Origin of the sequence: Azospirillum brasilense (assembly GCF_005222205.1) — a bacterium.
Taxonomy (GTDB): domain Bacteria; phylum Pseudomonadota; class Alphaproteobacteria; order Azospirillales; family Azospirillaceae; genus Azospirillum; species Azospirillum brasilense_G.
Genome location: NZ_CP032346.1, coordinates 1,498,722 through 1,521,780 on the forward strand (window position 1 = coordinate 1,498,722; position 23,059 = coordinate 1,521,780).

Sequence of the window (23,059 nt, forward strand, 5' to 3'; positions counted from 1 at the left end):
GGACATAAAGACATAAACGATCACCGGAACGGTGACGTTGCCCCCTTGCGCGATCCGCGGCCTGATGCTTAGAATGAAAATCATTCGCATTCAGGCGATCAGCGCAGACGTTCGGATTTTTTGAAACGGACAGGGTGCCGGTCGCTAACGCTGCGCCAATTGCACACCTTTTGGTAGAGGAACCGGCACAATGCCACAATCTTGCGGCAAGGGCGCCCCGCGCCAGTCCGCCCGCCGCCGCGGCGCCGCGCACGATGTCTTCACGCCCGGGCTCCGCCCGGTCGCCATGGCCGTTTGCTTTGCCAGCGCCGTCCTCGCGGGCGGCCTTCCCTTCGCGTCGGCCGCGCAGGCCCAGACGGCGGCGGCGCGCACGATCGACGCCAATGTGCCGGCGGGACCGCTGGACGCCGCGCTGCGCCGCTTCGCCGCCCAGGCCGGGGTGAGCATCGCCGTGGACCCGGCGCAGGTCCGGGGCAAGACCTCCCAAGGGCTGCGCGGAACGACGACGGTCGAGGACGGCTTCCGCCGCCTGCTGGACGGCAGCGGTTATCAGCTCGCGGGCACCTCCTCGGGGTACAGCCTCGTCGCGCAAGGGTCCACACCGGTCGTGAACGCCCCGGCCGGGGCGACGGTGCTGCCCTCCGTCCAGGTGTCGGCCAACGCCGGCGCGCTGCCGGGCGAGCCGCCGCCGCCCTATGCCGGCGGTCAGGTGGCGCGCGGCGGCTCGCTGGGCCTGCTGGGCACCAGGAACACGCTGGACACCCCGTTCAGCACGACGAACTACACCTCCGAGCTGATCGAGAACCAGCAGGCGCGCACGGCGGCGGACACGCTGATCAACGATTCGTCGGTGCGCACCACCACCGGCGGCAACGGCTTCGACGACACGTTCCAGATCCGCGGCTTCGCCGTTCCGTCGGGCGACGTCGGCTTCAACGGCATGTACGGGCTGGTGTCCTCCAACCGCGTGCCCTCGCAGATCATCGAGCGGATCGAGCTGCTGAAGGGGCCGGGCGCGCTGATGAACGGCATCGCCCCCGGCGGCAGCATCGGCGGCGGCATCAACATCCTCAGCAAGCGCGCCGGCGACCAGCCGCTGACCCGCGTGACCGGGCTTTACCAGAGCGACGCCAACTTCGGCGTTCATGTCGACACCGGGCGCCGCTTCGGCGAGAACAACGCCTGGGGCGTGCGCTTCAACGGGCTGCTGCGCGGCGGCGAGGCCTCGATCGAGGACGGCGACGTCAAGACCGGCCTCGGCTCGCTGGCGGTGGATTACCGGGGCGAGCGGCTGCGCTGGTCGCTCGACGGCATCATCCAGCGCGACGACACCGACAATTTCCGCCCGCAGATCAGCATCCTGTCCACGACGACGGCGATCCCGTCGCCGCCCGACGCGCGCAGCAACTGGTACCCGAACACGACGCTGGTCCAGAAGGACAAGACCATCGCGTCGAACATCGAGTTCGACGTGACGGACTGGCTGACCGCCTATGCCGGCATCGGCTACCGCGACGGGACCAACGATCAGGTGTTCCCGCAGTCCAACCCCGCCGTGAACGCCCTCGGCAACTTCACGGTCCGCAACTCCTACTACGACTCCTACAGCGAGACGGTCAGCGGCACGGCCGGCGCGCGCCTGCGCTTCGAGACGGGCCCCGTCCGCCATCAGGTCAACATCGGCTACACCGGCTTCCAGCGGGAGGAGGGCAACGCCTACATCCAGGCCGCCGGCTCGGCCCCGTCGAGCATCTACAACCCGGCGCCGCTGCCCGTCATCACCGCGCCGCGCACCGACCCGCGCAAGTCGGCCGAGACGACGCTCAGCAGCATCGCCATCGCCGACACGCTGTCCTTCGTCAACGACCGCGTCCTGCTGACGCTCGGCGTGCGCGACCAGACGGTGAAGGTGAAGGGCTTCAGCACGACGACCGGCGCGCAGACCAGCAACTACGACGCCAGCGCCACGACGCCGCTCGCCGGTCTGGTGGTCAAGCCGCTGGAGAATGTCGCGGTCTACGGCAACTACGCCGAAGGCCTGTCGCGCGGCACCATCGTCGGCGCCGGCTACGCCAACACCGGCGCGGTGCTCGAGCCTTACAAGTCGAAGCAGCTCGAGGGCGGCGTCAAGGTCGATTGGGGGACCATCACCACGACCGCCGCGGTGTTCCAGATCACCCGCCCCAGCTCGATCCGCACCGCGTCCAACGAGCTGGCCTACGACGGCGAGCAGCGCAACCGCGGCCTGGAGCTGACCGCCTACGGCGAAATCCTGCCCGGCCTGCGCGCCATGGCCAGCGCGACCTTCCTGAAGCCGGAGCTGACGAAGACCGCCGTCGCCTCGGAAGAGGGCAACGACGCCGCCGGCGTGCCGGACAAGAGCTTCTCGGCCAGCCTGGACTGGGACACCCCGTGGGTCGAGGGCCTCGCCCTCAACGGGCGGGTGATCCACACGTCCGGCTCCTACCTGACCAACGCCAACACGCTGCGTTTCGACGGCTGGACCCGCTTCGACATCGGTGCCCGCTACACCACCGACGTCTCGGGCAAGCCCGTCGTGCTGCGCGCCAGCGTCGAGAACCTCTTCGACAAGGAGTACTGGCTGACCACCGGCACCTACGTGACCGTCGGGTCGCCGCGGACCGTGCTGCTGTCCGCCACGGTCGACTTCTGATCCCTCAGGCCATTCTTCCGGAATTCGTCATGAACAAACTGTCGCTTGCTCTCATCGCCGCGTTGGGCTTCGCCATGCCCGCCCAGGCCCACCAGATCTGGATCGAGCAGCCCGAGCAGGGCAACGCCACGATCCGCTTCGGGGAGTTCGGCGAGAACCTGCGCGAGGTCTCGCCCGGCCTGCTCGACAAGTTCGGCAAGCCGGCCGGCACCCTTCTCTCCGCCAAGGGCGAGCAGAAGGCCGAGGCCGCCAAGACCGCCGACGGCTTTGCGCTGCCCTTCAAGGCCGCCAACGGCGAGAGCATCGTCGCCGAGGACACGCTCTACCCGCTCTACACGTGGAAGCAGGGCGACAAGGAGACGACCAACTGGTTCCACCCCGCCGCGCGCCTGATCACCGGCTTCGCCGAGCAGGCGCCGAAGCTGACGCTCGATCTGGTGCCCACCGGCCAGCCCGGCCAGTTCAAGCTGGTCTTCCAGGGCCAGCCCAAGGCCAAGACCAAGGTGATGCTGGTCACCCAGTCCGGCTGGGCCAAGGAGGCGCACAGCGACGAGCAGGGTCTGGTCACCTTCGACCTGCCGTGGAAGGGCACCTACGTGGCCGAAGTCAGCCTGAACGAGCGCACCCCCGGCGAGCGCCAGGGCGCCAACGGTGCGGAGAAGTATGACGGCGTCAGCTACGTCACCACGGTGACCTACGTGCATCCCGACGGTCTGGCGCCGGTCCCCGCCGGCCCGGCGGCGACGCCCAACAAATGACCTCCGTGGCCGGACGGGTCCGTTCTGCTGGACCGCTTGTCTCGCGCATAGCCGCCGCCCTGTTCGGCGGCTATGCGCTGGCCGCGCTCGCCAGCGTGGCGGTGCTGGCGCTTCCCATGAGCAGGCCGCAGGCGGTGCTCACCGGCGAGATGGCGAGTTTCCTCGTCTACGCCGCCGCCGTGATCTGGGTCTTCGCGGTCCGCAGCGCGCTGCGCGCCTGGGCGGGCCTTCTTGTCGTGGCCGCGCCGCTGCTGCTGGCGGCGTGGTCGGTCTGGTGATGGGGAGCCGAGCGTGACGACGGACCAGCAAGCGCGCCCCGACGGCCGCGGCTTCCGCCAGAGCATGTCCGACCTGCACACGTGGGTCGGGCTGCTTCTCGGCTGGGTGCTCTATGCGATGTTCCTCACCGGGACGGTGTCCTACTTCAAGGACGAGCTGTCGCAATGGATGCGCCCCGAACTGCCGGCGCAGAGCGGGGTTCCGGATCAGGCCGTGGTGGCCCAGCGGGTGGCCGACGAACTCGTTGCCCTGGTGCCGGGCAGTCCGCAATGGAGCCTGCGCCTGCCGGACGCCCGCAACAACAGCGTCTACGCCTTCTGGCGCACCGCCGGGGCGGCTCCCGGCCAGCGCGCCTTCGGCGAGGGCAATTTCGACCCGGCGACCGGGCAGACGGTGTCGTCGCGCGCGACGCTGGGCGGCGACTTCTTCTACCGCTTCCATTTCCAGTTCCATTACATGCCGGTGGTGTGGGGGCGCTGGATCGCCGGCATCGCGGCCATGTTCATGCTGGTGGCCATCGTCAGCGGGGTCATCACCCACAAGAAGATCTTCGTCGATTTCTTCACCTTCCGCTGGGGCAAGGGGCAGCGCTCCTGGCTCGACGCGCACAACGCGCTGTCGGTGTTCGGGCTGCCGTTCCACGCCATGATCACCTACACCGGGCTGGTGACGCTGATGGCGCTCTACATGCCCTGGGGCCAGCAGGCGGGGATCAAGACCGCGGCGGAGCGTCAGCAGCTCAACGCCGAACTCAGCGCCTTCATCCAGCCGGGCAAGCCCAGCGGCGAGGCAGCACCCCTCGCCTCGATCGAGGAGATGGTGCGCCACGCCCAGGAGCGCTGGGGCCGCGACGGCGTCGGGCGGGTCACCGCCACCCATCCCGGCGACGCGGCGGCGCGGGTGGCGGTGGCGCGCGGCGACGGCGGGCGCGTGTCGATGAGCCCGCAGTATCTGGAATTCGAAGGGACCACCGGCAAGCTGCTGGCCGTCCATGAAGGGGTGGGGCCGGCGGCGGAGACCCGCGGCGTGCTCTACGCCCTACATCTTGGGCGCTTCAGCGATACGGTGACGCGCTGGCTCTATTTCCTGGTCAGCCTCGCCGGCACCGCCATGGTGGGCACCGGTCTGGTGATGTGGACGGTGAAGCGCCGGCAGAAGCTGCCCGATCCGGCCCGGCCGCATATCGGCTTCCACGTCGTGGAGCGGCTGAACATCGCCAGCATCGCCGGCCTGTCGGTCGCCATGGCGGCCTTCCTGTGGGCGAACCGCCTGCTGCCGGAAACCCTGGCGGACCGCGCCAACTGGGAGATCCACAGCTTCTTCATCGTCTGGGCGCTGACGCTGCTGCACGGCGTGCAGCGCCCGGCGAAGAAGGCCTGGGTCGAGCAGCTCTGGCTGGCCACGGCGCTGCTGGCGCTGCTGCCCGTGCTCAACGCCGCGACCACGCACCGGCCGCTCTGGCACAGCCTGGCCGAAGGCGATTGGGTGTTCGTCGGCATGGACCTGATGTGCTGGGCGCTGGCGGCGCTCCACGCCGTCCTGGCGGTCCGCACGCTCCGCCACCAACCCAAGGCGCGGCCCGCCCGCAAACCCGTCAACAAACCCGCCGGCGGCGCCGTCCTGCGCGAGGGATGACCATGATCCACCTGTCGTCCTTCATCCTGTGCCTGACGGGGTTCGCCGCGCTGGCCGTCGCGATGGACCGCCCGCAGCACGACCTGTTCGGGCGGTCCCTGCCGGGGGCCGCGACGGTTGTCCTGCGCGTCGGCGGGGCGGCTTCCCTGCTGGGGGCGCTGGGCCTCCTCGTGGCGTGGCAGGGCTGGGGACTCGGCCTCGTCATGTTCAGCGGCCACACCAGCCTGGGCGCCGGAGTCGTCCATGGCGCCCTGATCGTTCGGCAACGGTGGGCTGCCCGCCCAAATTGAGGCTACGCCTTATTTTTGGCCCATTTTGTCGCGACCGGCGAGTTTGCTCTTTCCGTTCGGGCGTGATGAGAGGATGATTCTCCATCGTATTCATCAGGTTCATCGTGCTTTTCGACGATTGCGAATCGTTTGGGAGGAGTACGCATGCCCCGCATCCTCAATCACGCGCCGTGGCTGGTTCTCGCCGTGCTGGGCGCGTTCGCGCTCGGCACCGTCGCCCTGGCGCGCGGCGAGACCATCAACGCCCTCTGGCTGGTCGTGGCCGCCGTCTGTACTTATCTGGTGTCCTACCGCTACTACAGCCTGTTCATCGCCACCCGCGTCATGCGGCTGGACCCGGCGCGCCCGACGCCAGCGATGCGCCACAACGACGGGTTGGACTACGTCCCGACCAACCAGTATGTCCTGTTCGGCCACCATTTCGCGGCCATCGCCGGCGCCGGCCCGCTGGTCGGCCCGGTACTGGCGGCCCAGATGGGCTATCTGCCGGGCATGCTGTGGATTCTGGCCGGCGTGGTGATCGCCGGGGCGGTCCAGGACTTCATGATCCTGTTCGTCTCGATGCGCCGCGACGGGCGGTCGCTGGGTGAGCTGATCAAGGCCGAGCTGGGGGACATCCCCGGCGTCATCGCCCTGTTCGGCACCTTCATGATCATGGTCATCATCCTGGCGGTGCTGGCCCTGGTCGTCGTGAAGGCGCTGACCAACAGCCCGTGGGGTTTCTTCACGGTCGCCGCCACCGTGCCGATCGCCCTCTTCATGGGCGTCTACATGCGCTTCATCCGCCCCGGCCGGATCGGCGAGATTTCCATCATCGGCTTCTTCCTGCTGATCGCGGCGATCCTGCTCGGCGGGCAGGTGGCGCAGAGCGAGACCTGGGCGCCGGTCTTCACGCTGACCGGCGTGCAGATCACCTGGATCCTGATCGGTTACGGCTTCGTGGCGTCGGTGCTGCCGGTGTGGCTGCTGCTGGCCCCGCGCGACTATCTGTCGACCTTCCTCAAGGTCGGCACCATCGTGATGCTGGCGCTGTGCATCCTGCTCGTCGCACCGCCGATGAAGATGCCCAGCGTCACCCGCTTCATCGACGGCACCGGCCCGGTGTGGTCGGGCAGCCTGTTCCCGTTCCTGTTCATCACCATCGCCTGCGGCGCGGTGTCGGGCTTCCACGCCCTGATCTCCTCCGGCACCACGCCGAAGATGGTGGAGAACGAGGTCCACACCCGCTTCATCGGCTACGGCGGCATGCTGACCGAGTCCTTCGTCGCCATCATGGCGCTGGTCGCCGCCTCCTGCATCGAGCCGGGCATCTACTTCGCCATGAACAGCCCGCCCGCCTTGCTCGGCACCACGGCCGAGTCGGCGGCCCAGGTCATCAACAACTGGGGCTTCGTCATCACGCCGGAGATGATCACCCAGACGGCGCAGGACGTCGGCGAGGTGAGCATCCTGTCGCGGGCCGGCGGCGCGCCGACCCTGGCGGTCGGCATGGCGCAGATCTTCTCCGAGCTGTTCGGCGGCAAGGGCATGATGGCCTTCTGGTACCATTTCGCCATCCTGTTCGAGGCGCTGTTCATCCTGACCGCCGTCGACGCCGGCACCCGCGCCGGGCGGTTCATGCTTCAGGATCTGCTGGGCGTCTTCTTCAAGCCGTTGCAGCGCACGGCGTCCTGGGCCGGCAACCTGATCGCCACCGGCCTGTGCGTCGCCGCCTGGGGCTACATCCTCTATCAGGGGGTGGTCGATCCGCTGGGCGGCATCAACACCTTCTGGCCGCTGTTCGGCATCTCCAACCAGATGCTGGCGGGGATCGCGCTGATCCTGGCGACGGTGGTGCTGTTCCGGATGAAGCGGGAACGCTACGCCTGGGTGACCATGGTGCCGGCGGCGTGGCTGCTGATCTGCACCCTGACCGCGGGCGTGCAGAAGGTCTTCCACAGCAACCCGGCGATCGGCTTCCTCGCCCACGCCGAGCGGTTCAGCACCGCCGCCAGCGAGGGCCGGCTGCTCGCCCCGGCGACCTCGATGGAGCAGATGCGGCAGGTGATCTTCAACGATTACCTGGACGCGGCCCTGGCCTCGCTGTTCGTTCTGGTGGTGCTGGCGGTGCTGGTCTTCGGCATTCTGTCCTGCCTGAAGGCGCTGCGCAGCGACCGTCCGACCACCCGGGAAATCCCGACCGGCGGCGCCACCGCGCGGGCCGGGGATTGAGTTCGGCACACCGCCCCCTCATCCCGGTTGGGGTGAGGGGGCGGTCCATTGGAAAAGGACGACGGATGAGCGGCCTGAAAAGCAACCTCAGCCGGTTCCGCGATTACTTCGAGCAGACGGCCAAGCTCATGATCGGTGTGCCGGATTACGAAACGTATGTGGAACACATGCGGACCCGCCACCCCGACCAGCCGGCGATGACCTACACCGAGTTCCTCGACAATCGTCTGCAGGCCCGTTACGGCGCCGGCAAAGCCGGCTGCTGCTGAGCCTGTGCCGTCCAAGAGCAACGAGGCGCCGGTCGCCTGCCCACACTGGATCCACAACAACCGCAACCTCGTCGGGCGCCTGTGGGCCCGCTTGAAGGAGCGGCGGGCCATCGCCACCCGCATGAGAAGACCGTCGTCTCTTTCATGGGCATCCTGTGCTTGGCTGCCGCTCTCGACTGGCTCAAGCGGTAGCAGGCCTTGGGGCGACCCTGGCAGTACGCACTCGGTGCCAACCTTTCAGCCGGTCTCATCAGCCCAATCGGGCACGCGCCAGCCAGACCGTATGACCGTTGCACTCCGGATCCTCGCCGACATGCGCGACGACATTGAACCCGTGCGCATCGAGTAGCGCACGGTATTCATCCCCGTCCAAACTGGCGTGAAACAGCGGTTCGCCCTGAAGATTCCCGATCGCCTCCCCGTGTGCGGGCCCGCTGGTGAACATAAGCGCAGCGCCCGGCGCCGCATGCTGCCGAAACACCTCAAACATCCGCCGTTGATCCTCGCAGCGCAGGTGAAAGAAGCTATTCCAGGCCAGGATGCCGTTAAAACGCTCGGCCAAGAACAGTCCGCGCATGTCTGACGGGAGCCAGCGATGCTCGGGAAACCGCTCCCGGGCGAGCCCGAGAAGGGGCGGGGATGTATCGACCCCCGTTACCACGAACCCGCGTTCAATAAAATAGCGCGCTAACGGGTCGGCGCCTCCACAGCCCAAATCCAGTACAGCGCCCCCGCACGGCAGAAGCGCTTGGAAGCGATCGAGCCAGACCTTCTCGAAAAGGCTGCGGCCGCGGCCGGACTCCCACGCAAGGCCATGCCTTCGATAAATCTCGATGATTATATCGGCCGCGTCTGTCATCGCGCCACCATAGCGAAGCACCCGGGCTTGACGCTGACCGGGCCGCCCATGCCCGGTCGTTCAGGGTGCTGACCGGCCGTGCGTCCGGAAGAAGGTGTTGAGCGCATCGAATGGTTCGGCCTCGCCGAAGGCGTCGAAGCGTCCATGGTCGGCCAGCATGCGCGCCGCCCGCAGGAAGCCGCCCCAGGCGGCGCGGTTGAGCCCGCTGCCCAGGCTGATGCGCCGCACGCCCAGGGCGGCGATCTGCTCCACCGACAGGCCGATGGGGGACGAAACCAGCAGGTTGAGCGGTTTCGGAAGGACGGCGTCGACCGCCGCCCTGATGACGTCCGGGGTCCGTAGGCCCGGCGCGTAGAGGACATCCGCTCCCGCCGCGGCATAGGCCGGCAAGCGACGCAACGCCTCCTCGACGGCCGCCGGGTGATTCACCAGCAGGGCCTCGCAGCGGGCGGTCAGGAGGACACCGGTTCCCCGCAACGCCTCCGCCGCCGCAGCCACCCGCTCGACGGCGTGCTGGAAATCGTACAGCGGGGTCGCCGGGTCGCCGGTGGCGTCCTCGATCGACAGGCCCGCCACGCCGGTGTCGGCGCAAAGGCGCACGTTGCGGGCCAGCCCCTCGCAGTCATGGGCATAGCCGGACTCGAAATCGGCATTCACCGGCAGGTCGCTTGCCGCGACCATGTCGGCAATGTGGGCGAGCATGTCGCCGCACGGCACCGCCCAATCGGCGTCGGGAAGCCCCCGCGCGAAGGCGAAGCCCGCCGAGGTGGTGGCCAACGCGCGGAACCCGAGATGCTTCAGCATCACGGCGCTTCCGATGTCCCACGGATTGGGGATGACGAAACAGCCGGCTTGATGAAGGTCGGCGAAAGCGGCGCGGGCTTGGTGGTGATCGGCCATCACAGGGTCCTTGAAGGGCGGCGGATCAACCTCTGCAGGCTGACGAGGACAGGGTACGCTTCCGCTCCAGAGTCGTCCAACCGGCGGTGACGGCGTCGCCTGGCTCCCCATTGGCATCAACAGCGACCGAATCCTTGATGGGATGGATCGTGGCGGCGCGAGAACTGGCTTTTCCTCGATTCAGTGGACGCCTGTGCCGCCCCGCCGCTCCGCGGATCGGGCGTGCTCGAAACCACCACCACGACAGAGGGGCACTCGCACATCCACCGCCGCATCGGCGGCTTCCTGGCCCCGATCAATCATCGATCAGCCGTTGGAGTTCGACAGGGCCGACGCACGTCCCCGGTTCACACAATCCGCAGCGCCAGCGACGGGGCGGCGACGCGGTCCGGCAAGCCCGAGGCCCAGCAGCCCCACAACCAGTTGGCTCTGGCAGTTGGCCCTGGCTGCGACCACCGTTTCCGTCACCGAATTGCGAAAAACGCGACGCGCTTCCGATAGCGTTCGCGAAAACACAGAAACAAAGCAGCATGGCCCGATTATTCCTTGCGCCATGCCGCCAAAGATTCGCAGCGTTGCTTATATGAACAATATTGATGCGGTGACTTGAGACGCCTCGTCGCCGCGGATGGGAGGGTGCGATGGCTGACGCTTTGGTCAAGCTCATTCCGCATGACGCTGCGAAGGAGGCCGGAGGGCCGGCGGTTCCCGCCGGCGACCGACGCGCCAGGGTGGACGACGACGGGTCATGGAATGCGGCCGTGTCGGAAGGTTGGCCTTCGTCGCCTCCCGCTTCGCCTCCTCCTTCGCATCAAGTCGACCGGGCCTGAAGGGACATCCAATGCTTTCACGCACCAGCAGCAGAACTGTGACGTTCTCGCACCCCTTCGTGTTGACCGGGATCGACGGTGTGCAGCCGGCGGGCACCTACACGGTCGAAACCGACGAGGAACTGGTCGATGGCCTGTCCTTTCCGGTTTACCGGCGTGTCGCGACGGTGATCCTGCTGCCGGCGCGCGCCGGTGGCACGACCCTCGCCCAGGCCGCCACGATCGATCCACTGGACTTGGAGCGAGCCGAGCAGGCCGACGCCGCCATCCCATCAATCGCCTCCAGCCCGTGACGGCTCCCACCTGATGGTGGGCAGAACGAAAGGCCCCCGGCGATGTTGATGCCGGGGCGCGTCCTCATCAACCGTCTTCGGCGCTGATCGAATCCTGATCGCCAGTCGCCGCCGGACGGGCCACTGCCGGATGGCGCGAACGGAGGAGGGGCTTCTTCCATGGGCACCGATAGAGGCACGGGAAAGCGCCGCCAGCGGCACCAGGCCGCCGGAGATGATGCAGCCGCAAAGCGACAGGCCGGGATGGATGGTGATCCGGATCGGCCGCCCCCGAGGCCTGACACGGCGCTGGGGCTCTGGACATCCTGGATGGAGGCCAACGTCGGTGCCGTCCGCGATTGGAGCGGAGCCGTCAGTCCATGGTGGCAGGTTTCGCCCGACGATCTCGCCGGCACCCGGCGGCTCAACGACATCCTGGCCAACGACCCGGTGCTCCGGTCCATCGATGGCCTATGGAGCGCCAACCCCTTCCGCACCATCGTGCCGGTCGACTGGGCGGAGGTCGCCCGCGCGCTCCGGACCGTGTGGATGCTCTCGCTCAGCCGTCCGGACAAGGCCGCCCGCCAAGCCGCCGACGTCCAGGCGGCCGCCTGGACGTCCGCGATGGAGGCCTGGAACGACGCGGGCCGCCGCTGGTGGGGCATCTCCGGCGGCAAGCTGGCGGACGGGGCCAGGTCCGGCTCGGCGTCCGATGGCGACAAGCGCTTCGCCGCGCCGGAATGGCACGCCAACCCGGCCTACCGCACGCTCAAGGAGATGTATCTGCTGGCCTCCGACTGGCTGCTGGAACAGGGCGAGCGCGCCGACGGCCTCGACGATGCCGAGCGGCGGCGGCTGACCTTCCATCTCCGCCAGTTCGTCGACGCCATGAGCCCGACGCTTTTGCTGTTTTCCAACCCGGCCGCCTTGCGCCGGGTGTTGGAAACCGGCGGCGTCAGCCTCGCCGACGGCGCGCGCAACCTGCTCTCGGACCTCAGGGAGGGCCGCCTCAGCATGGTGGACGCCACCGCCTTCGAGCTGGGGCGCAATCTGGCGACCACCCCGGGCAAGGTCGTCCACCGCAACCGGCTGATCGAGCTGATCCAGTACCAGCCCCAGTACCAGCCGATGGGTGGGCCGGCGGGCGGGGCGGTGCACGCGGTGCCGCTCCTCATCCTGCCGCCGTGGATCAACAAGTATTACATCCTCGACCTCCAGCCGAAGAACTCCATGGTGCGCCATCTGGTCGAGCAGGGTTTCACGGTGTTCGTGATCTCGTGGAAGAACCCGGACGCTTCGATGGACGGCGTCGGCTTCGACGACTACATGGACCTCGGCCCGCTGGAGGCCGCCGACGTGGTGCGCGACATCACCGGGGCCGCCTCCATCAACGTGATGGGCTATTGCATCGGCGGCACGCTGCTCGCCATCACGCTCGCCTGGCTGGCGGCGAAGGGCGACAACCGGTTCAACGCCGCCACCTTCATGGTGTCGCTCCAGGACTTCTCCCATGTCGGCGACACCGCGGTGTTCATGGGTGAACCGGCGGTGGACTTCGTCGAACAGCAGATGATGGAGCGCGGGTATCTCGACAGCCGGGAGATGAGCAACATGTTCAACCTGCTGCGCTCCAACGACCTGATCTGGTCGAACGTCGTCAACAACTACCTGATGGGCAACAAGCCGCCGGCCTTCGATCTTCTGTATTGGAACAGCGACGGCACCCGCATGGCGCGGGCGGCGCACAGCTGGTACCTGCGCAACACCTATGTCGAGAACAACCTGATCGCTCCGGGCAAGGTCAGGATCAAGGGCGAGGCCATCGACCTCGGGCGCATCCCTCAGGACGTCTACGCGGTCGGCGCGGAGAAGGACCACATCGTGCCCTGGGACTCCGCGTGGCGCGTCACGCAGCTGCTCAAGGGGAGCAAGGTGCGCTACGTGCTGGCGTCCAGCGGGCACATCGCCGGCATCATCAACCCGCCCGGCGGCAAGGGCACCTATCGGACCAACGGCGCCGGAGAGCCCGGCGCGACCGCGCAGGCGTGGCGCGAGAAGGCCACCGCGCACAGCGGCAGCTGGTGGACGGACTGGACGGCGTGGCTGGCGGAACGGTCGGGTCGAAAGGGAAAGCCGCCGGCGCTGGGCAGCGCGACGCACCCGGCGCTCGCCGACGCGCCCGGAACCTATGTCCTGGAAAAATAAGCCCGCCCTGCTTCCCCGCGGGCGCGGACGGGTGGTCAGGACCAGGAGTTCATCGTCCCCCAGGCGATCAGGGCCGCCAGGAGCAGAAGAAAAAACCACGGGTTGACGACACCCGTGCGGCGGCTCCGGTCGACGACTTCGCCGTTCGGAGCCGTGGCGGACCCCCCTTCCGGCAGAAGCTTCACCAGACGATCCGCGGTTGCGACGGCATCCGGGGCTTCGGGTTGTTGCGCGGGAAGCCGGCGGAGGATGACGGTCAAAGCCGATGCCGCAGCGTCCTTCGGCAGCGCCGCCAGGCGGGCCGCCTCGGCCCAGGGATCGATGCCGAGCCGCGCGAGCGCAGAGAGAACGCTGAGGCGGCTTCCGTTCTCCTCGTCCCACAGCGGGGCGCACAGGAACTCGTTCAAATCGGATTGGTGCAGGGTGTATTCGGGACGCAACGGCATATCGACCTCCCACGATATTTTATGTTCTTCACCTGTAAATGGCGATCAATTGGAAAAAATCAGCGGCGCATCGGCAGGATTCGCCGAATGATGGATTTTTGAAGAAGACTTTCCGCCAGGATCTTTTGCAAGGTTCGTTTTCCTGAGCGGGTGTCGCGGCGTTTGTTTTTCCAGCGGTCGAACGTTCAAGGCGCCGCATCGTCCTCCGCCCCAATATCCGTCAATCGGTTGGCGGGGCCTCGTCGCGGTGCTGGCGCAGTTCCGGCGCCCCGCGCCAGGGCTCGCCGTGCCGCCGTTCATAGACGCCGCCCTCGCCCGCGACGCGAACCCCCTGGACGACGGCCCGCACCCTGTCGTCCGAGGAGCCGAAACTGCGCAGGGCGTAGTCCATCAGCCCGAAGGCGAGTTCGCGCTCCCCCATGATCGCCAGCCCCACGCCTTGCCTTTCCAGGTGGGCGACCTCCGCATCGCTGTGGGTCCGCACCGCCGTGTCGATGGAGGGGTTGATCTGGCGCGCGAGATCAAGGACGCGCCGCGTCTGATAGCCCTGAGGTTCGGCGACGACGATCAGCCGCGCCCGCCGGGTGCCGGCGGCCTCCAGAACGCCCGGCGTCGTCGCGTCCCCGTAGACCGCCGGCACGCCGCGTTTGCGCAACGCCTCGACCCGCCGACGGTTCTGGTCGATGACCACGACGGGCAGATTCTGGCTGTTCAAGCCCTTGCCGACGACGCTGCCGACCCGACCGTAACCGACGATGACCGCATGGTCCTGCGGACCTTCGTGGGGCTGAGGCAGCACTGACAGGCTGTCGTTTCTCTGGCGTTCGAGCCGGCCCAGCATGCCCGGTCGGCCGCGCAGCCAGCCGGAGAGCCGGTCGAGGCCGGCGAACACCAGCGGATTGAGCGTGATCGAGAGCAGCGCGCCGGCGAGGATTAAGTCGCGTCCCTCCGGCGGCAGCAGCCCGAGCGTCACCCCGAGCCCGGCCAGGATGAACGAGAATTCGCCGACCTGCGCCAGACTGGCCGACACGGTGAGCGCGGTCGAGGCCGGATAGCCGAACGCCGTCACGATGCCGAACGCCGCCAGCGTTTTGCCGAGGACGATGACCAGGACGACGGCGAGCACGGCAAGCGGCTCGTGGAACAGGATCATCGGGTCGAACAGCATGCCGACCGAGACGAAGAACAGCACCGCGAAGGCGTCCTGAAGCGGCAACGCGTCGGCCGCGGCCTGATGGCTGAAGTCGCTCTCGCTCAGGACGACGCCGGCGAAAAAGGCCCCGAGAGCGAACGAGACGCCGAACAGCTCGGCCGAGCCGTAGGCGATGCCGAGCGCGGTCGCGAGCACCGAGAGCGTGAACAGCTCGCGCGAGCCGGTCCGGGCGACCTGCATCAGAAGCCACGGGATCGCGCGCGTTCCGACCACCAGCACGAGGGCCAGGAACACCCCGACCTTGCCCAGCGTCAGCGCCAGGGACACCACCAGGGCGCCGCCGCCGGTTTCGCCCGCCGCGCCGTGCGGCGTCCCGCCGAGCACGCCCGCCAGGGCCGGCAAGAGCACCAGCGCCAGCACCATGGCGAGATCCTCGACGATGAGCCAGCCGACGGCGATCCGTCCGTTCGCCGTGTCGAGGATGTTGCGCTCCTCAAGGGCGCGCAGCAGCACCACGGTGCTGGCGACCGAGAGCGCCAACCCGAACACCAGACCCGCGCCGAACGTCCAGCCCCAGATGTGCGCGACGCCGATGCCGAGCGCCGTCGCCATGACGATCTGGCCGAGGGCACCGGGGATCGCGATGGCGCGGACGGCAAGCAGATCCTTGATCGAGAAATGGAGGCCGACACCGAACATCAGGAGAATGACGCCGATCTCGGCAAGCTGGGATGCCAGCCCCTCGTCGGCAACGAAGCCGGGCGTGAAGGGTCCGGCCGCGACTCCGGCCAGCAGATAGCCGACGAGGGGAGGCAGCCTGAGCTTGCTGGCGAGAAGGCCGCCGAGGAAGGCGAGAACCAGGCCCGCGACGATGGTGGCGATGAACGTCGTCTCGTGCGGCATGACGATCCTTGTCCGGTCCCGGGCGGGAGGATCCCGCGATGGGGGCCGGCTCCGTCAGATATGGTGGTTGTTCGGCGACCGGACGGTGCGATCCAGGGCCCAACTGACGGCAACTGTTCGTCTGCGCCGTCGCCTGTGCCGTCGCGCGTCCCCATGTCCATTGGATGATGATGGAATATGGGCTTCGCTTCGATTTCGATGGCTGGATGGTCATCGACACCACGGTGGTGAACGGCGAACTGGCCGGTGAGGCGGTTTGGCGTGGCTTGTCCTTCGCGGAGGCGGAGTATCTGGCGGAGTGTCTGACGCGGTATGTGACCGATCTTTACGCCAGTCGGAACTGAAGGCGCCGGGTCATGGGCAAACTGTGGGGGCAAACTGTGGGGGCAAACGTGTGAGGACAGGCGCGACCCCTCGCAAGATGGTGGATGGAGCGCCACCTGAGGGAGGGTTGTGGCTCGAACGATGCCCTTGAGGACACCATGAAGCCCGCCGTTATTGCTTTTCTTTTCGCGTTTGCCGGTGTTGCGGCCTCCGCCGCAGCCGGTGAGCGCAATCCCACGCACCTCTTCGATCCGGGCAATCACGTCGACGCCGCCGGTGTCGTCCGCGACCGTGGTGGTCGGCCCGTCGGGCGTATCGAGGCGGATGCCGAGGGAAGCCACATGTTGCGTGACCAGGCCGGGCGCCACATCGGCAGCGTCGAACGTGGCTTCGCCGAGGGCGAACTGGTTGTCCGGGACAGCGAAGGCCGTCGCCAGGGCACGCTCGAACGCCGGCAGTGACACGAAGGCTCCAGCTTCGGAGCCGCCACCAGCCGATCATCGGATCAGTAGAACACCCCATCGTCCAGATCCTGTCCGAACGGTCCGAACCAGGCGGCGGGGAGTGATGACCGGTAGGCCCGGCAGGCCCGGGTCGGCATATAGGTCACGGTGATGTTGGGGAATTGGACCGTGCCGCCCCTGACGACAGGCGCCTCGACGACGTCCGTCATTCTGAAATCGTCCGGGCGACGCGTGACGTGGGCAACGCACCGTTCGAAGGCTTCCCTTCTCCACAATATTCCAGAAAATCCCGATTGGCTCGGGTTTCTGCCCGCTCCATGGCGTCGTGCCATGGCAAGGCCATCACATCACCGCCAATTCATCAAAGATGCTTCAATTGTTTTCAGGAGGAATATTTTGTGTTTTCCTGGAAACTTGGTCGGAGCGTCCCATATTCATTTGCACTCTTTCAGGTGCGCGCCAGGAGATTGCCGGCGGATCCGGCGGAGGCACGCCTGTTTGGAGACGTTCACGGGATCGCGTCCAGTCTCAGACGTCTTTGGAGACTGTCCAGCAACGGCCCGTCAGAGCTGAGGATCGCCGTCAAGGAAACAAGGACAGGAGCCGCTCGTGATTGTCCGGGCGTGCGGATTCGCTGGCCGAAGCGGAGCATCGGCATGCATGAAAAAACAAGACTTGCGTTCTTCGTCATTGAAACCCAGGCCGGCTGGGTCGTGCGGGCCGACGGGTTTATCTATCCCATGTGCGGCAGTTTCGCCGATGCGGTCGTCCGTGCGACACGGGAGGCTCAGGCGGCCGGGCTTCTCGGCTTTGCCAGCGTCGTGCTGACACGACCGACTCTGGACCGTCCGTACGAAATCCAATGGACCTATGGCCGCGACGCCTGTCCGCCAACCGCCAGGGAGGAGTTCCGCCATGCCGTGCCGCATCGTCGAAGCGATGCCCGCCACTGAGGTCGTGATCCCGCCCCCCTCGGCCGCGGTTCACGCCGCCGCGGTGGCGATGAAGGACCGGCGCCGGTGCGTGGCGCGCGACTGACCCGATACACGGAGACCGGTCGCGCGCGTGCTTCCCGACCCCATCCACACACCGGGAAGCGCCATGCCGAGGCGTTTCCATAGTCCCGGCGACCACGCAAGCACATCGGCGGAGCAGGAGGGGTGAGGCATGGGGCAAGCGCACTATCTCGTCGCGCAACGTGGAACCGGCTGGTTCATCCTCCTGGAAAAGAACCGGTATGGCCCCTTCCCGAGCGGGCGGAGCGGTGCCCTGACCGCCGCCGTACAGGCCGCGCATCAAGCCGGCAAGGATGGGCATGACGCCCTCGTGTCGCTGCGCGCCGTAGACGGAACCGAGCGGACCGTCTGGTCCTTCGGGACCGATGGCTACCCTCCGCGCTGGGTCGAACGGTTGCGCATCGTGGCGCCGATGCCACGTCCCAAACGGCTGCGCCCGGCAATGCTTGCGCCGAGGCGGCCCGAACCAGGAGAGGTTCCATGATCGACCGCGAACTTCTGGAGCGCTATCAGGCGGCGTTCGGCTGCACCTTCGATGTCGCGCTCTGGGTCAGACGGCCGGGCGATGGCGTGAACGACCTGATGCGCGTCGCGCTCGCCGGATACGGACCGCCGGTGACCGACGAGCGCATCGCATCCCGATTGCGTGAGCGGCTTGTGTCTCCGGAAGGTCGGTAGTGGCCTTCCATCCCGCCGTGCCAACGGCGTGGACCGGAGATGCCGGCCCACTTGTCCGCGATGCCTGAGTGAGGAACCCATGGGGTGCCGATCGCGCATTCTCTCTCTCCTGGCACGTGTCCGGTGTTCGGGAAAGGCGCAAGCCTCCGGTATCGACGGGAGGGGAGTTCGCCGCGTGATGCCGCCACTTTCATGCTTTCGATCATGAACAGATTTCAGGCAAATCTGCCCGGCACACCGGAGCGTTCCGATGCGGAGCGGAAGGTGGACGCTGTGCGGGCGCTGGGAGGAATCTTTGTCCAGGCGGTCGCCGTGACACGGGTGCCGATGATCGTGGCCGACGCGATGCTGCCCGGCACCCCGGTGATCTTCGCGAACGACGCCTTTCTGACCATGTCCGGCTACAGCAGGGACGAGATCCTCGGCCAGGAGCCGCACTTCCTGGACGGGCCGGAGACCAGCCCGGCGGTGATCCAGCAATTCAGCAAGGCCATCGCCGAACAGCGCGACGAAACCTTGCAGATCCTGCAGTACCGCAAGGACGGCAGCACACTGTGGGCAACCCTGTTCGTCAGCCCGTGGGCCGACGAGAATGGACGGATGGTCCACCACTTTCTGTCCTTTCTGGACATCACCCGGCACCATGAAGCCGAAGATGATCTGCGACAACTCACCCTGGATCTGGAACGGCGCGTGGCCGAGCGGACGCAGGCTTTGACGGCGGCCAACGCGCACCTGTCCCGTCTTTTGGCGGAGAACGAGGTGCTGCTCCGCGAAGTGGACCACCGGGCCAAGAACAGCTTGGCCGTTGCCTCGTCGCTGTTGATCACCCAAGCGTACCAGCAGGCGGACCCGGCGGTCAGGGCGCTCTTTCTGGAAACCCAGGAACGCCTGGGGGCAATGGCGCACGCGCACAACCTGCTCAGCAAATCCCACGATCCCCGTCGGATCGGCCTCGCGCCGTATTTGCGGGACCTGTGCACATCCCTGATGGCGTCAACCGGCAGCGGCGCCGGCAACCGGATCGAGGTGCAGGCGGACGACGGCATTCACATTCTGGCCGACCGCGCCATCGCGCTGGGCCTGATCGTGAACGAACTGATCACCAACGCGGTGAAGCACGCGTTTGCGCCCGATCTGGCGGGCCGCATCGAGGTGGCGGCCCGGCGATCGCACGCGGATCGCGTGAGTCTGCGTGTCCGCGACAATGGAATGGGCATGTCCGTCGGCCGGGAAGGGGCCCTCGGCTATGCAATCATGCAATCCCTTGTCGAACAGATCGACGGCGACATGGATGTGGGCCACGACGGCGGCGTCGCCGTCACGGTCACGTTTCCCGCTTGACGTCCCGCTGCGTGACCGGGCTCGAAAAACGCCCGCCCTTCAGTGGAGGTGGGCGCGGCGGGCATGGCTTTGTCGAGTTCTTGGCTCAATGGAACGCGCTGCGCAGGCCCCCAAAGGAGAAGAAGACCAGGAGAGGAGCGAAGCCGATGGCGTAAGGCCAAAGCTCAAGCTAAGCTAAGGGTAAACATCTTTATCGATGTGTAGACTTTCTTGTCAATGTGAAAGCATTTTCACCCGACTACAACAGACCGGTTTATGTCACGGAAATCAGCACCGTTAGTAAAATCTTTACCATGATTCTTATTTTTCCGTTAAGCGGGGCACCTCAACCTTTGGGCTAAGACGTTGGTCTAGAGTTCCATGAGGTCCGAGATGGCTGCCGAAACTACCGAACTGATGGACGTCACCTTCACGGTGAACGCCTGGGGCGCACCCGCCGGCGGAAAGTGGCCGCATTTCGTGCTGCGGCTTGATGGGGTTGAGATCGGGCAGGCGACCGTCGCGTCGGCGTCGCTGGGCCGTTACACCTTCAACGCCCGCGTTCCGGCCGACAAGGCCCACAAGCTTCAGCTTCAGTACGACAACGACGGCTCCGTGAACGGGGAGGACCGCAACCTCTTCGTCAAATCCTTCGAGGTGAACGGGAAACCGATCCTCAGCATCGACCCGCTGGTCACCTACGACACCGGCGACATCGATGGCAAGAACGTCATCGCCGGGCAGACCGAGATGTACTGGCGAGGCGCGCTGAACGCCGATCTGCCCAAGACGCTGTTCGCCAGCGCGCAGGAGCCGGAGCCCGAGGCGCCGGCCACCATGACGACCGAGATCGTCGTGAAGGCCTGGGGCGCCGCCGCCAACGGCACGCCGCCCCACTTCAAGCTGCTGGTGGACGACAAGGTGGTCGGCGACGCCTGGGTCAGCGCGACCAGCCCGACCGGCTACACCTTCAAGGTCGATGTGGACCCCAACGAGGCCCACAAGATCCAGATCCATTACGACAACGACGCCACGGTCAACGGCCAGGACCGCAACCTGTTCGTCCAGGGCATCACCATCGACGGGCAGGAGATCAAATCGACCGATCCGCTGGCCTCCTACGACAAGGGGCCGGTGGACGGCAAGTTCGTGGTCGCCGGCCAGGAAGGGCTGTTCTGGGGCGGCGCGCTCACCTTCGGCGTGCCGGAGGAGTATTTCGACGGCCCCTACGTCCCGCCGCCGCCCCCGCCGCCGCCGGTCAAGCTGACGCCGACGGACATCGTCGTCAACGCCTGGGGCCAGTCGGCCGGCGGCGTGGCGCCGCACTTCAAGCTGCTGGTCGACGGCAAGGTGGTCGGCGAGGGCCGCGCCACCTCCAGCGACCCGCAGCCCTTCCGCTTCACCGTCGATCTGGACGCCAAGGAAGCCCACAAGATCCAGATCCACTACGACAACGATTCCGTGGTCAACGGCCAGGACCGCAACCTGTACGTCAAGTCGGTGTCGATCAACGGCCACACGGTCGCGGCGACCGACTCCATCGTCACCTATGACAAGGGAGCGGTGGACGGAAAGGACGTGGTGAAGGGTCAGGAGGGGCTGTTCTGGGGCGGCGCTCTGAACGTGGACGCCCCGGCGTCGCTGTTCCAGCCCGCGGCCGAGCCGCCCCCGCCGCCGCCGACCGGTCCGGCCTTCTACGTCGCGGCCAACGGCAAGGACACCTGGTCGGGCAAGCTGTCCGCGCCGAACGCCGACGGCACCGACGGCCCCTTCGCCTCGCTGGAGCGCGCCCGCGACGCCATGCGCGACAGCGACGTCGACACCACTTATGTGCGCGAGGGCACCTACCGCCTGACCAAGACGCTGGAGCTGACCGGCGCCGACAACGGCCACAGCTTCCGCAACTATCCCGGCGAGACGCCGGTGCTGAACGGGGCGGAGAAGGTCACCAACTTCGTCAGCGAGGGCAACGGGATCTACTCCGCGAAGCTGTCGCAGGCCACCGACCTCGACCTGACCATCGGCGGGGTGCGCCAGACGCTGGCCAGCAAGGGCATCGTCGACGCCGACAACCCGACCACCACCGGCTGGTACTTCGCCGATGCGGCCAACGGCGGCCCCAGCGGCTGGTCGGTGCGCTACCACACCGGCGACATGTCGTCGGGCGACATCGTCGCCGGCATGAAGATCCAGCTGATGGACGCCGAGCGGCTGTCCGACACGCTGACCGAGATCGCCAGCGTCAACGACGCCACCCGCACCATCACGCTGAAGAACGGCACCTCGCTGCCCTTCGCCGAGGGGACGACCTACAAGCTGCTGAACAACCCGTCCTTCGTCGACCAGGCGGGCGAGTTCGCGTGGCGCGCCTCGGACAAGTCGCTGGTGTTCAAGCCGGAGCATCCCGCCACCCTGGCGCAGGACGGCGTCGAGGTGGCGCGGCTGGGCACGCTGATCCGCCTGAACGGCAGCAGCGACGTGACCATCGAGGGGCTGGGCTTCACCAACACCACCACCTGGGGCTACGCGGTGGAGCTGAAGGGGGCGTCGGGCAACAGCATCGGCAACAACAGCTTCCTCAACGTCGGCACGGCGATCAAGCTGACCGCGGCCTCCTCCAACAACCTGGTGGGCGGCAACACGCTGGACCATCTGGCGGTCAACGGCATCGAGCTGGACGGGCGCAGCAACGGCAACACCATCTACGCCAACGACATCTCCCATGTCGGGGAGGTCCGGAAGGGCGTCGCCGGGATCATCGGCACCGGGGTGGACAACAACCTGATCGCCCACAACGACGTCGACTCCAGCGCGCGTTACGGCATCTCGCTGAAGAACTGGGACTCCAGCAACATCAACCACAACAACGTCATCGAGTACAACCGCGTCACCAACACCAACCTGGAGACGGCGGACGGCGGCGGCATCGAGGTGCTGGGCCGGTCCAGCGTCGACACCGGCACGATCATCCGCGGCAACTGGGTGGAGCATGTCGGCGGGCTGGCCACCAGCAACACCGACCAGTGGCTGACCAACCACAAGGGCTTCGGCATCTATCTGGACGACATGGCCGGCGGCGTCACGGTGACCGGCAACTTCCTGAAGGACACCGGGCTGGCCGGGGTGCACATTCACGGCGGCGACAACAACCTCGTCACCAACAACTTCTCGATCATCGCCAGCAACGCGGAGGAGTTCATCCGCGTCGGCTGGGCGCCCAAGCACGGCGACCCTGGCCTGCCGCGCAACAACACCATCACCGGCAACGTCATCAGCGGGACCCTTCCGCTGGACGACTACATGGAACTGCTGACCGCCGGCAACCCGGTGATCGACGGCAACCTCGTCTACAACGTGCCGCGCTACGGCGACAACGACGTGACGGGCAAGCCGTTGTTCAACAACCCCTATTGGGGCGACTACTCGCTCCAGGCGAACTCCCCGGCGCTGGCCATGGGCATCCATGACCTGGACTGGGCGATGATCGGCCAGAGCGGCTACACGGCGTCCGACGGGATGCCGCACTTCTGGGACGCCTGATCCCCGGCACGGACCTGGGAAAGCGGGATC

21 protein-coding genes and 1 pseudogene are annotated in these 23,059 nt (G+C 67.0%); 17 read left to right on the forward strand and 5 right to left on the reverse strand.

The window, feature by feature from the left end:
* The first annotated feature begins 190 nt into the window (after positions 1-190).
* The 8 genes and pseudogenes from D3869_RS20810 to D3869_RS33955 all read left to right on the forward strand — a co-directional run.
* On the forward strand, positions 191-2,674 hold the full coding sequence (locus D3869_RS20810) for a TonB-dependent receptor (RefSeq protein ID WP_247895816.1): 2,484 nt from the start codon (positions 191-193) through the stop codon (positions 2,672-2,674).
* A gap of 29 nt (positions 2,675-2,703) precedes the next feature.
* Complete coding sequence (locus D3869_RS20815) at positions 2,704-3,432, forward strand: DUF4198 domain-containing protein (protein WP_137141719.1); 729 nt, start codon at positions 2,704-2,706, stop codon at positions 3,430-3,432.
* Entirely contained in the window at positions 3,429-3,710 is a 282-nt protein-coding gene (locus D3869_RS20820) for a DUF3649 domain-containing protein (protein ID WP_137141720.1), read from the forward strand. The genes D3869_RS20815 and D3869_RS20820 overlap by 4 nt, the downstream gene beginning before the upstream one ends.
* A gap of 64 nt (positions 3,711-3,774) precedes the next feature.
* Positions 3,775-5,346, forward strand: coding sequence for a PepSY-associated TM helix domain-containing protein (locus D3869_RS20825; protein WP_137142035.1), 1,572 nt, complete (start codon positions 3,775-3,777; stop codon positions 5,344-5,346).
* Between the two features lie 2 nt (positions 5,347-5,348).
* Complete coding sequence (locus D3869_RS20830; RefSeq protein ID WP_137141721.1) at positions 5,349-5,636, forward strand: DUF3325 domain-containing protein; 288 nt, start codon at positions 5,349-5,351, stop codon at positions 5,634-5,636.
* Positions 5,637-5,780: 144 nt separating this feature from the next.
* Entirely contained in the window at positions 5,781-7,847 is a 2,067-nt protein-coding gene (locus tag D3869_RS20835) for a carbon starvation CstA family protein (protein ID WP_137141722.1), read from the forward strand.
* A gap of 65 nt (positions 7,848-7,912) precedes the next feature.
* The gene (locus tag D3869_RS20840; protein WP_432613416.1) at positions 7,913-8,116 is read left to right on the forward strand and encodes a YbdD/YjiX family protein; all 204 of its coding nucleotides are present in this window, start codon (positions 7,913-7,915) and stop codon (positions 8,114-8,116) included.
* A gap of 7 nt (positions 8,117-8,123) precedes the next feature.
* Positions 8,124-8,308, forward strand: a pseudogene (locus tag D3869_RS33955) (transposase); the annotation flags it as partial.
* A 58-nt stretch (positions 8,309-8,366) separates the two neighbouring features.
* Here the strand turns inward: D3869_RS33955 and D3869_RS20845 are convergent.
* The gene (locus D3869_RS20845; RefSeq protein WP_137141723.1) at positions 8,367-8,975 is read right to left on the reverse strand and encodes a class I SAM-dependent methyltransferase; all 609 of its coding nucleotides are present in this window, start codon (positions 8,973-8,975) and stop codon (positions 8,367-8,369) included.
* Between the two features lie 60 nt (positions 8,976-9,035).
* On the reverse strand, positions 9,036-9,875 hold the full coding sequence (locus D3869_RS20850) for an isocitrate lyase/PEP mutase family protein (RefSeq protein WP_137141724.1): 840 nt from the start codon (positions 9,873-9,875) through the stop codon (positions 9,036-9,038).
* An 841-nt stretch (positions 9,876-10,716) separates the two neighbouring features.
* Between D3869_RS20850 and D3869_RS20855 the strand changes: the two genes are divergently transcribed.
* On the forward strand, positions 10,717-10,998 hold the full coding sequence (locus D3869_RS20855) for a hypothetical protein (RefSeq protein ID WP_137141725.1): 282 nt from the start codon (positions 10,717-10,719) through the stop codon (positions 10,996-10,998).
* 309 nt (positions 10,999-11,307) lie between these two features.
* A complete protein-coding gene (locus D3869_RS20860) occupies positions 11,308-13,182 on the forward strand; it encodes a PHA/PHB synthase family protein (RefSeq protein ID WP_247895817.1) in 1,875 nt (624 codons plus the stop codon).
* A gap of 35 nt (positions 13,183-13,217) precedes the next feature.
* Here D3869_RS20860 and D3869_RS20865 read toward each other — a convergent pair whose 3' ends face one another.
* Complete coding sequence (locus tag D3869_RS20865; protein WP_137141727.1) at positions 13,218-13,628, reverse strand: hypothetical protein; 411 nt, start codon at positions 13,626-13,628, stop codon at positions 13,218-13,220.
* Between the two features lie 220 nt (positions 13,629-13,848).
* Complete coding sequence (gene ybaL / locus D3869_RS20870; RefSeq protein WP_137141728.1) at positions 13,849-15,684, reverse strand: YbaL family putative K(+) efflux transporter; 1,836 nt, start codon at positions 15,682-15,684, stop codon at positions 13,849-13,851.
* 164 nt (positions 15,685-15,848) lie between these two features.
* Here ybaL and D3869_RS20875 point away from each other — a divergent pair, with 164 nt between their 5' ends.
* Together D3869_RS20875 and D3869_RS20880 are read left to right on the forward strand one after the other, a co-directional pair.
* Positions 15,849-16,028 (forward strand): hypothetical protein, encoded by a 180-nt coding sequence (locus D3869_RS20875; RefSeq protein ID WP_137141729.1) that lies wholly within the window; start codon positions 15,849-15,851, stop codon positions 16,026-16,028.
* 84 nt (positions 16,029-16,112) lie between these two features.
* On the forward strand, positions 16,113-16,469 hold the full coding sequence (locus D3869_RS20880) for a hypothetical protein (protein WP_137141730.1): 357 nt from the start codon (positions 16,113-16,115) through the stop codon (positions 16,467-16,469).
* Between the two features lie 44 nt (positions 16,470-16,513).
* Here D3869_RS20880 and D3869_RS33185 read toward each other — a convergent pair whose 3' ends face one another.
* Entirely contained in the window at positions 16,514-16,681 is a 168-nt protein-coding gene (locus D3869_RS33185) for a hypothetical protein (protein ID WP_175426539.1), read from the reverse strand.
* 27 nt (positions 16,682-16,708) lie between these two features.
* Between D3869_RS33185 and D3869_RS20885 the strand changes: the two genes are divergently transcribed.
* From D3869_RS20885 to D3869_RS20905, 5 genes are all read left to right on the forward strand, one after another.
* The gene (locus tag D3869_RS20885) at positions 16,709-17,425 is read left to right on the forward strand and encodes a hypothetical protein (protein WP_137141731.1); all 717 of its coding nucleotides are present in this window, start codon (positions 16,709-16,711) and stop codon (positions 17,423-17,425) included.
* Between the two features lie 214 nt (positions 17,426-17,639).
* On the forward strand, positions 17,640-17,972 hold the full coding sequence (locus D3869_RS20890; RefSeq protein ID WP_137141732.1) for a hypothetical protein: 333 nt from the start codon (positions 17,640-17,642) through the stop codon (positions 17,970-17,972).
* The gene (locus tag D3869_RS20895; protein WP_137141733.1) at positions 17,969-18,166 is read left to right on the forward strand and encodes a hypothetical protein; all 198 of its coding nucleotides are present in this window, start codon (positions 17,969-17,971) and stop codon (positions 18,164-18,166) included. The genes D3869_RS20890 and D3869_RS20895 overlap by 4 nt, the downstream gene beginning before the upstream one ends.
* A 192-nt stretch (positions 18,167-18,358) precedes the next feature.
* Positions 18,359-19,510: a histidine kinase dimerization/phosphoacceptor domain -containing protein gene (locus tag D3869_RS20900; RefSeq protein ID WP_247895818.1), complete on the forward strand. Its 1,152-nt coding sequence runs from the start codon at positions 18,359-18,361 to the stop codon at positions 19,508-19,510.
* A 372-nt stretch (positions 19,511-19,882) separates the two neighbouring features.
* Positions 19,883-23,029, forward strand: a complete 3,147-nt coding sequence (locus D3869_RS20905) for a carbohydrate-binding domain-containing protein (RefSeq protein ID WP_137141734.1) — start codon at positions 19,883-19,885, stop codon at positions 23,027-23,029.
* Positions 23,030-23,059: the final 30 nt, after the last annotated feature.

Bases quoted from the DNA above. Each gene is read 5' to 3' on its own strand.
- D3869_RS20810 (WP_247895816.1), top strand. From the start codon at position 191: ATGCCACAATCTTGCGGCAAGGGCGCCCCGCGCCAGTCCGCCCGCCGC.
- D3869_RS20815 (WP_137141719.1), top strand. From the start codon at position 2,704: ATGAACAAACTGTCGCTTGCTCTCATCGCCGCGTTGGGCTTCGCCATG.
- D3869_RS20820 (WP_137141720.1), top strand. From the start codon at position 3,429: ATGACCTCCGTGGCCGGACGGGTCCGTTCTGCTGGACCGCTTGTCTCG.
- D3869_RS20825 (WP_137142035.1), top strand. From the start codon at position 3,775: ATGTCCGACCTGCACACGTGGGTCGGGCTGCTTCTCGGCTGGGTGCTC.
- D3869_RS20830 (WP_137141721.1), top strand. From the start codon at position 5,349: ATGATCCACCTGTCGTCCTTCATCCTGTGCCTGACGGGGTTCGCCGCG.
- D3869_RS20835 (WP_137141722.1), top strand. From the start codon at position 5,781: ATGCCCCGCATCCTCAATCACGCGCCGTGGCTGGTTCTCGCCGTGCTG.
- D3869_RS20840 (WP_432613416.1), top strand. From the start codon at position 7,913: ATGAGCGGCCTGAAAAGCAACCTCAGCCGGTTCCGCGATTACTTCGAG.
- D3869_RS20845 (WP_137141723.1), bottom strand. From the start codon at position 8,975: ATGACAGACGCGGCCGATATAATCATCGAGATTTATCGAAGGCATGGC.
- D3869_RS20850 (WP_137141724.1), bottom strand. From the start codon at position 9,875: ATGGCCGATCACCACCAAGCCCGCGCCGCTTTCGCCGACCTTCATCAA.
- D3869_RS20855 (WP_137141725.1), top strand. From the start codon at position 10,717: ATGCTTTCACGCACCAGCAGCAGAACTGTGACGTTCTCGCACCCCTTC.
- D3869_RS20860 (WP_247895817.1), top strand. From the start codon at position 11,308: ATGGAGGCCAACGTCGGTGCCGTCCGCGATTGGAGCGGAGCCGTCAGT.
- D3869_RS20865 (WP_137141727.1), bottom strand. From the start codon at position 13,628: ATGCCGTTGCGTCCCGAATACACCCTGCACCAATCCGATTTGAACGAG.
- ybaL (WP_137141728.1), bottom strand. From the start codon at position 15,684: ATGCCGCACGAGACGACGTTCATCGCCACCATCGTCGCGGGCCTGGTT.
- D3869_RS20875 (WP_137141729.1), top strand. From the start codon at position 15,849: ATGATGATGGAATATGGGCTTCGCTTCGATTTCGATGGCTGGATGGTC.
- D3869_RS20880 (WP_137141730.1), top strand. From the start codon at position 16,113: ATGGAGCGCCACCTGAGGGAGGGTTGTGGCTCGAACGATGCCCTTGAG.
- D3869_RS33185 (WP_175426539.1), bottom strand. From the start codon at position 16,681: ATGACGGACGTCGTCGAGGCGCCTGTCGTCAGGGGCGGCACGGTCCAA.
- D3869_RS20890 (WP_137141732.1), top strand. From the start codon at position 17,640: ATGGGGCAAGCGCACTATCTCGTCGCGCAACGTGGAACCGGCTGGTTC.
- D3869_RS20895 (WP_137141733.1), top strand. From the start codon at position 17,969: ATGATCGACCGCGAACTTCTGGAGCGCTATCAGGCGGCGTTCGGCTGC.
- D3869_RS20900 (WP_247895818.1), top strand. From the start codon at position 18,359: ATGCTTTCGATCATGAACAGATTTCAGGCAAATCTGCCCGGCACACCG.
- D3869_RS20905 (WP_137141734.1), top strand. From the start codon at position 19,883: ATGGCTGCCGAAACTACCGAACTGATGGACGTCACCTTCACGGTGAAC.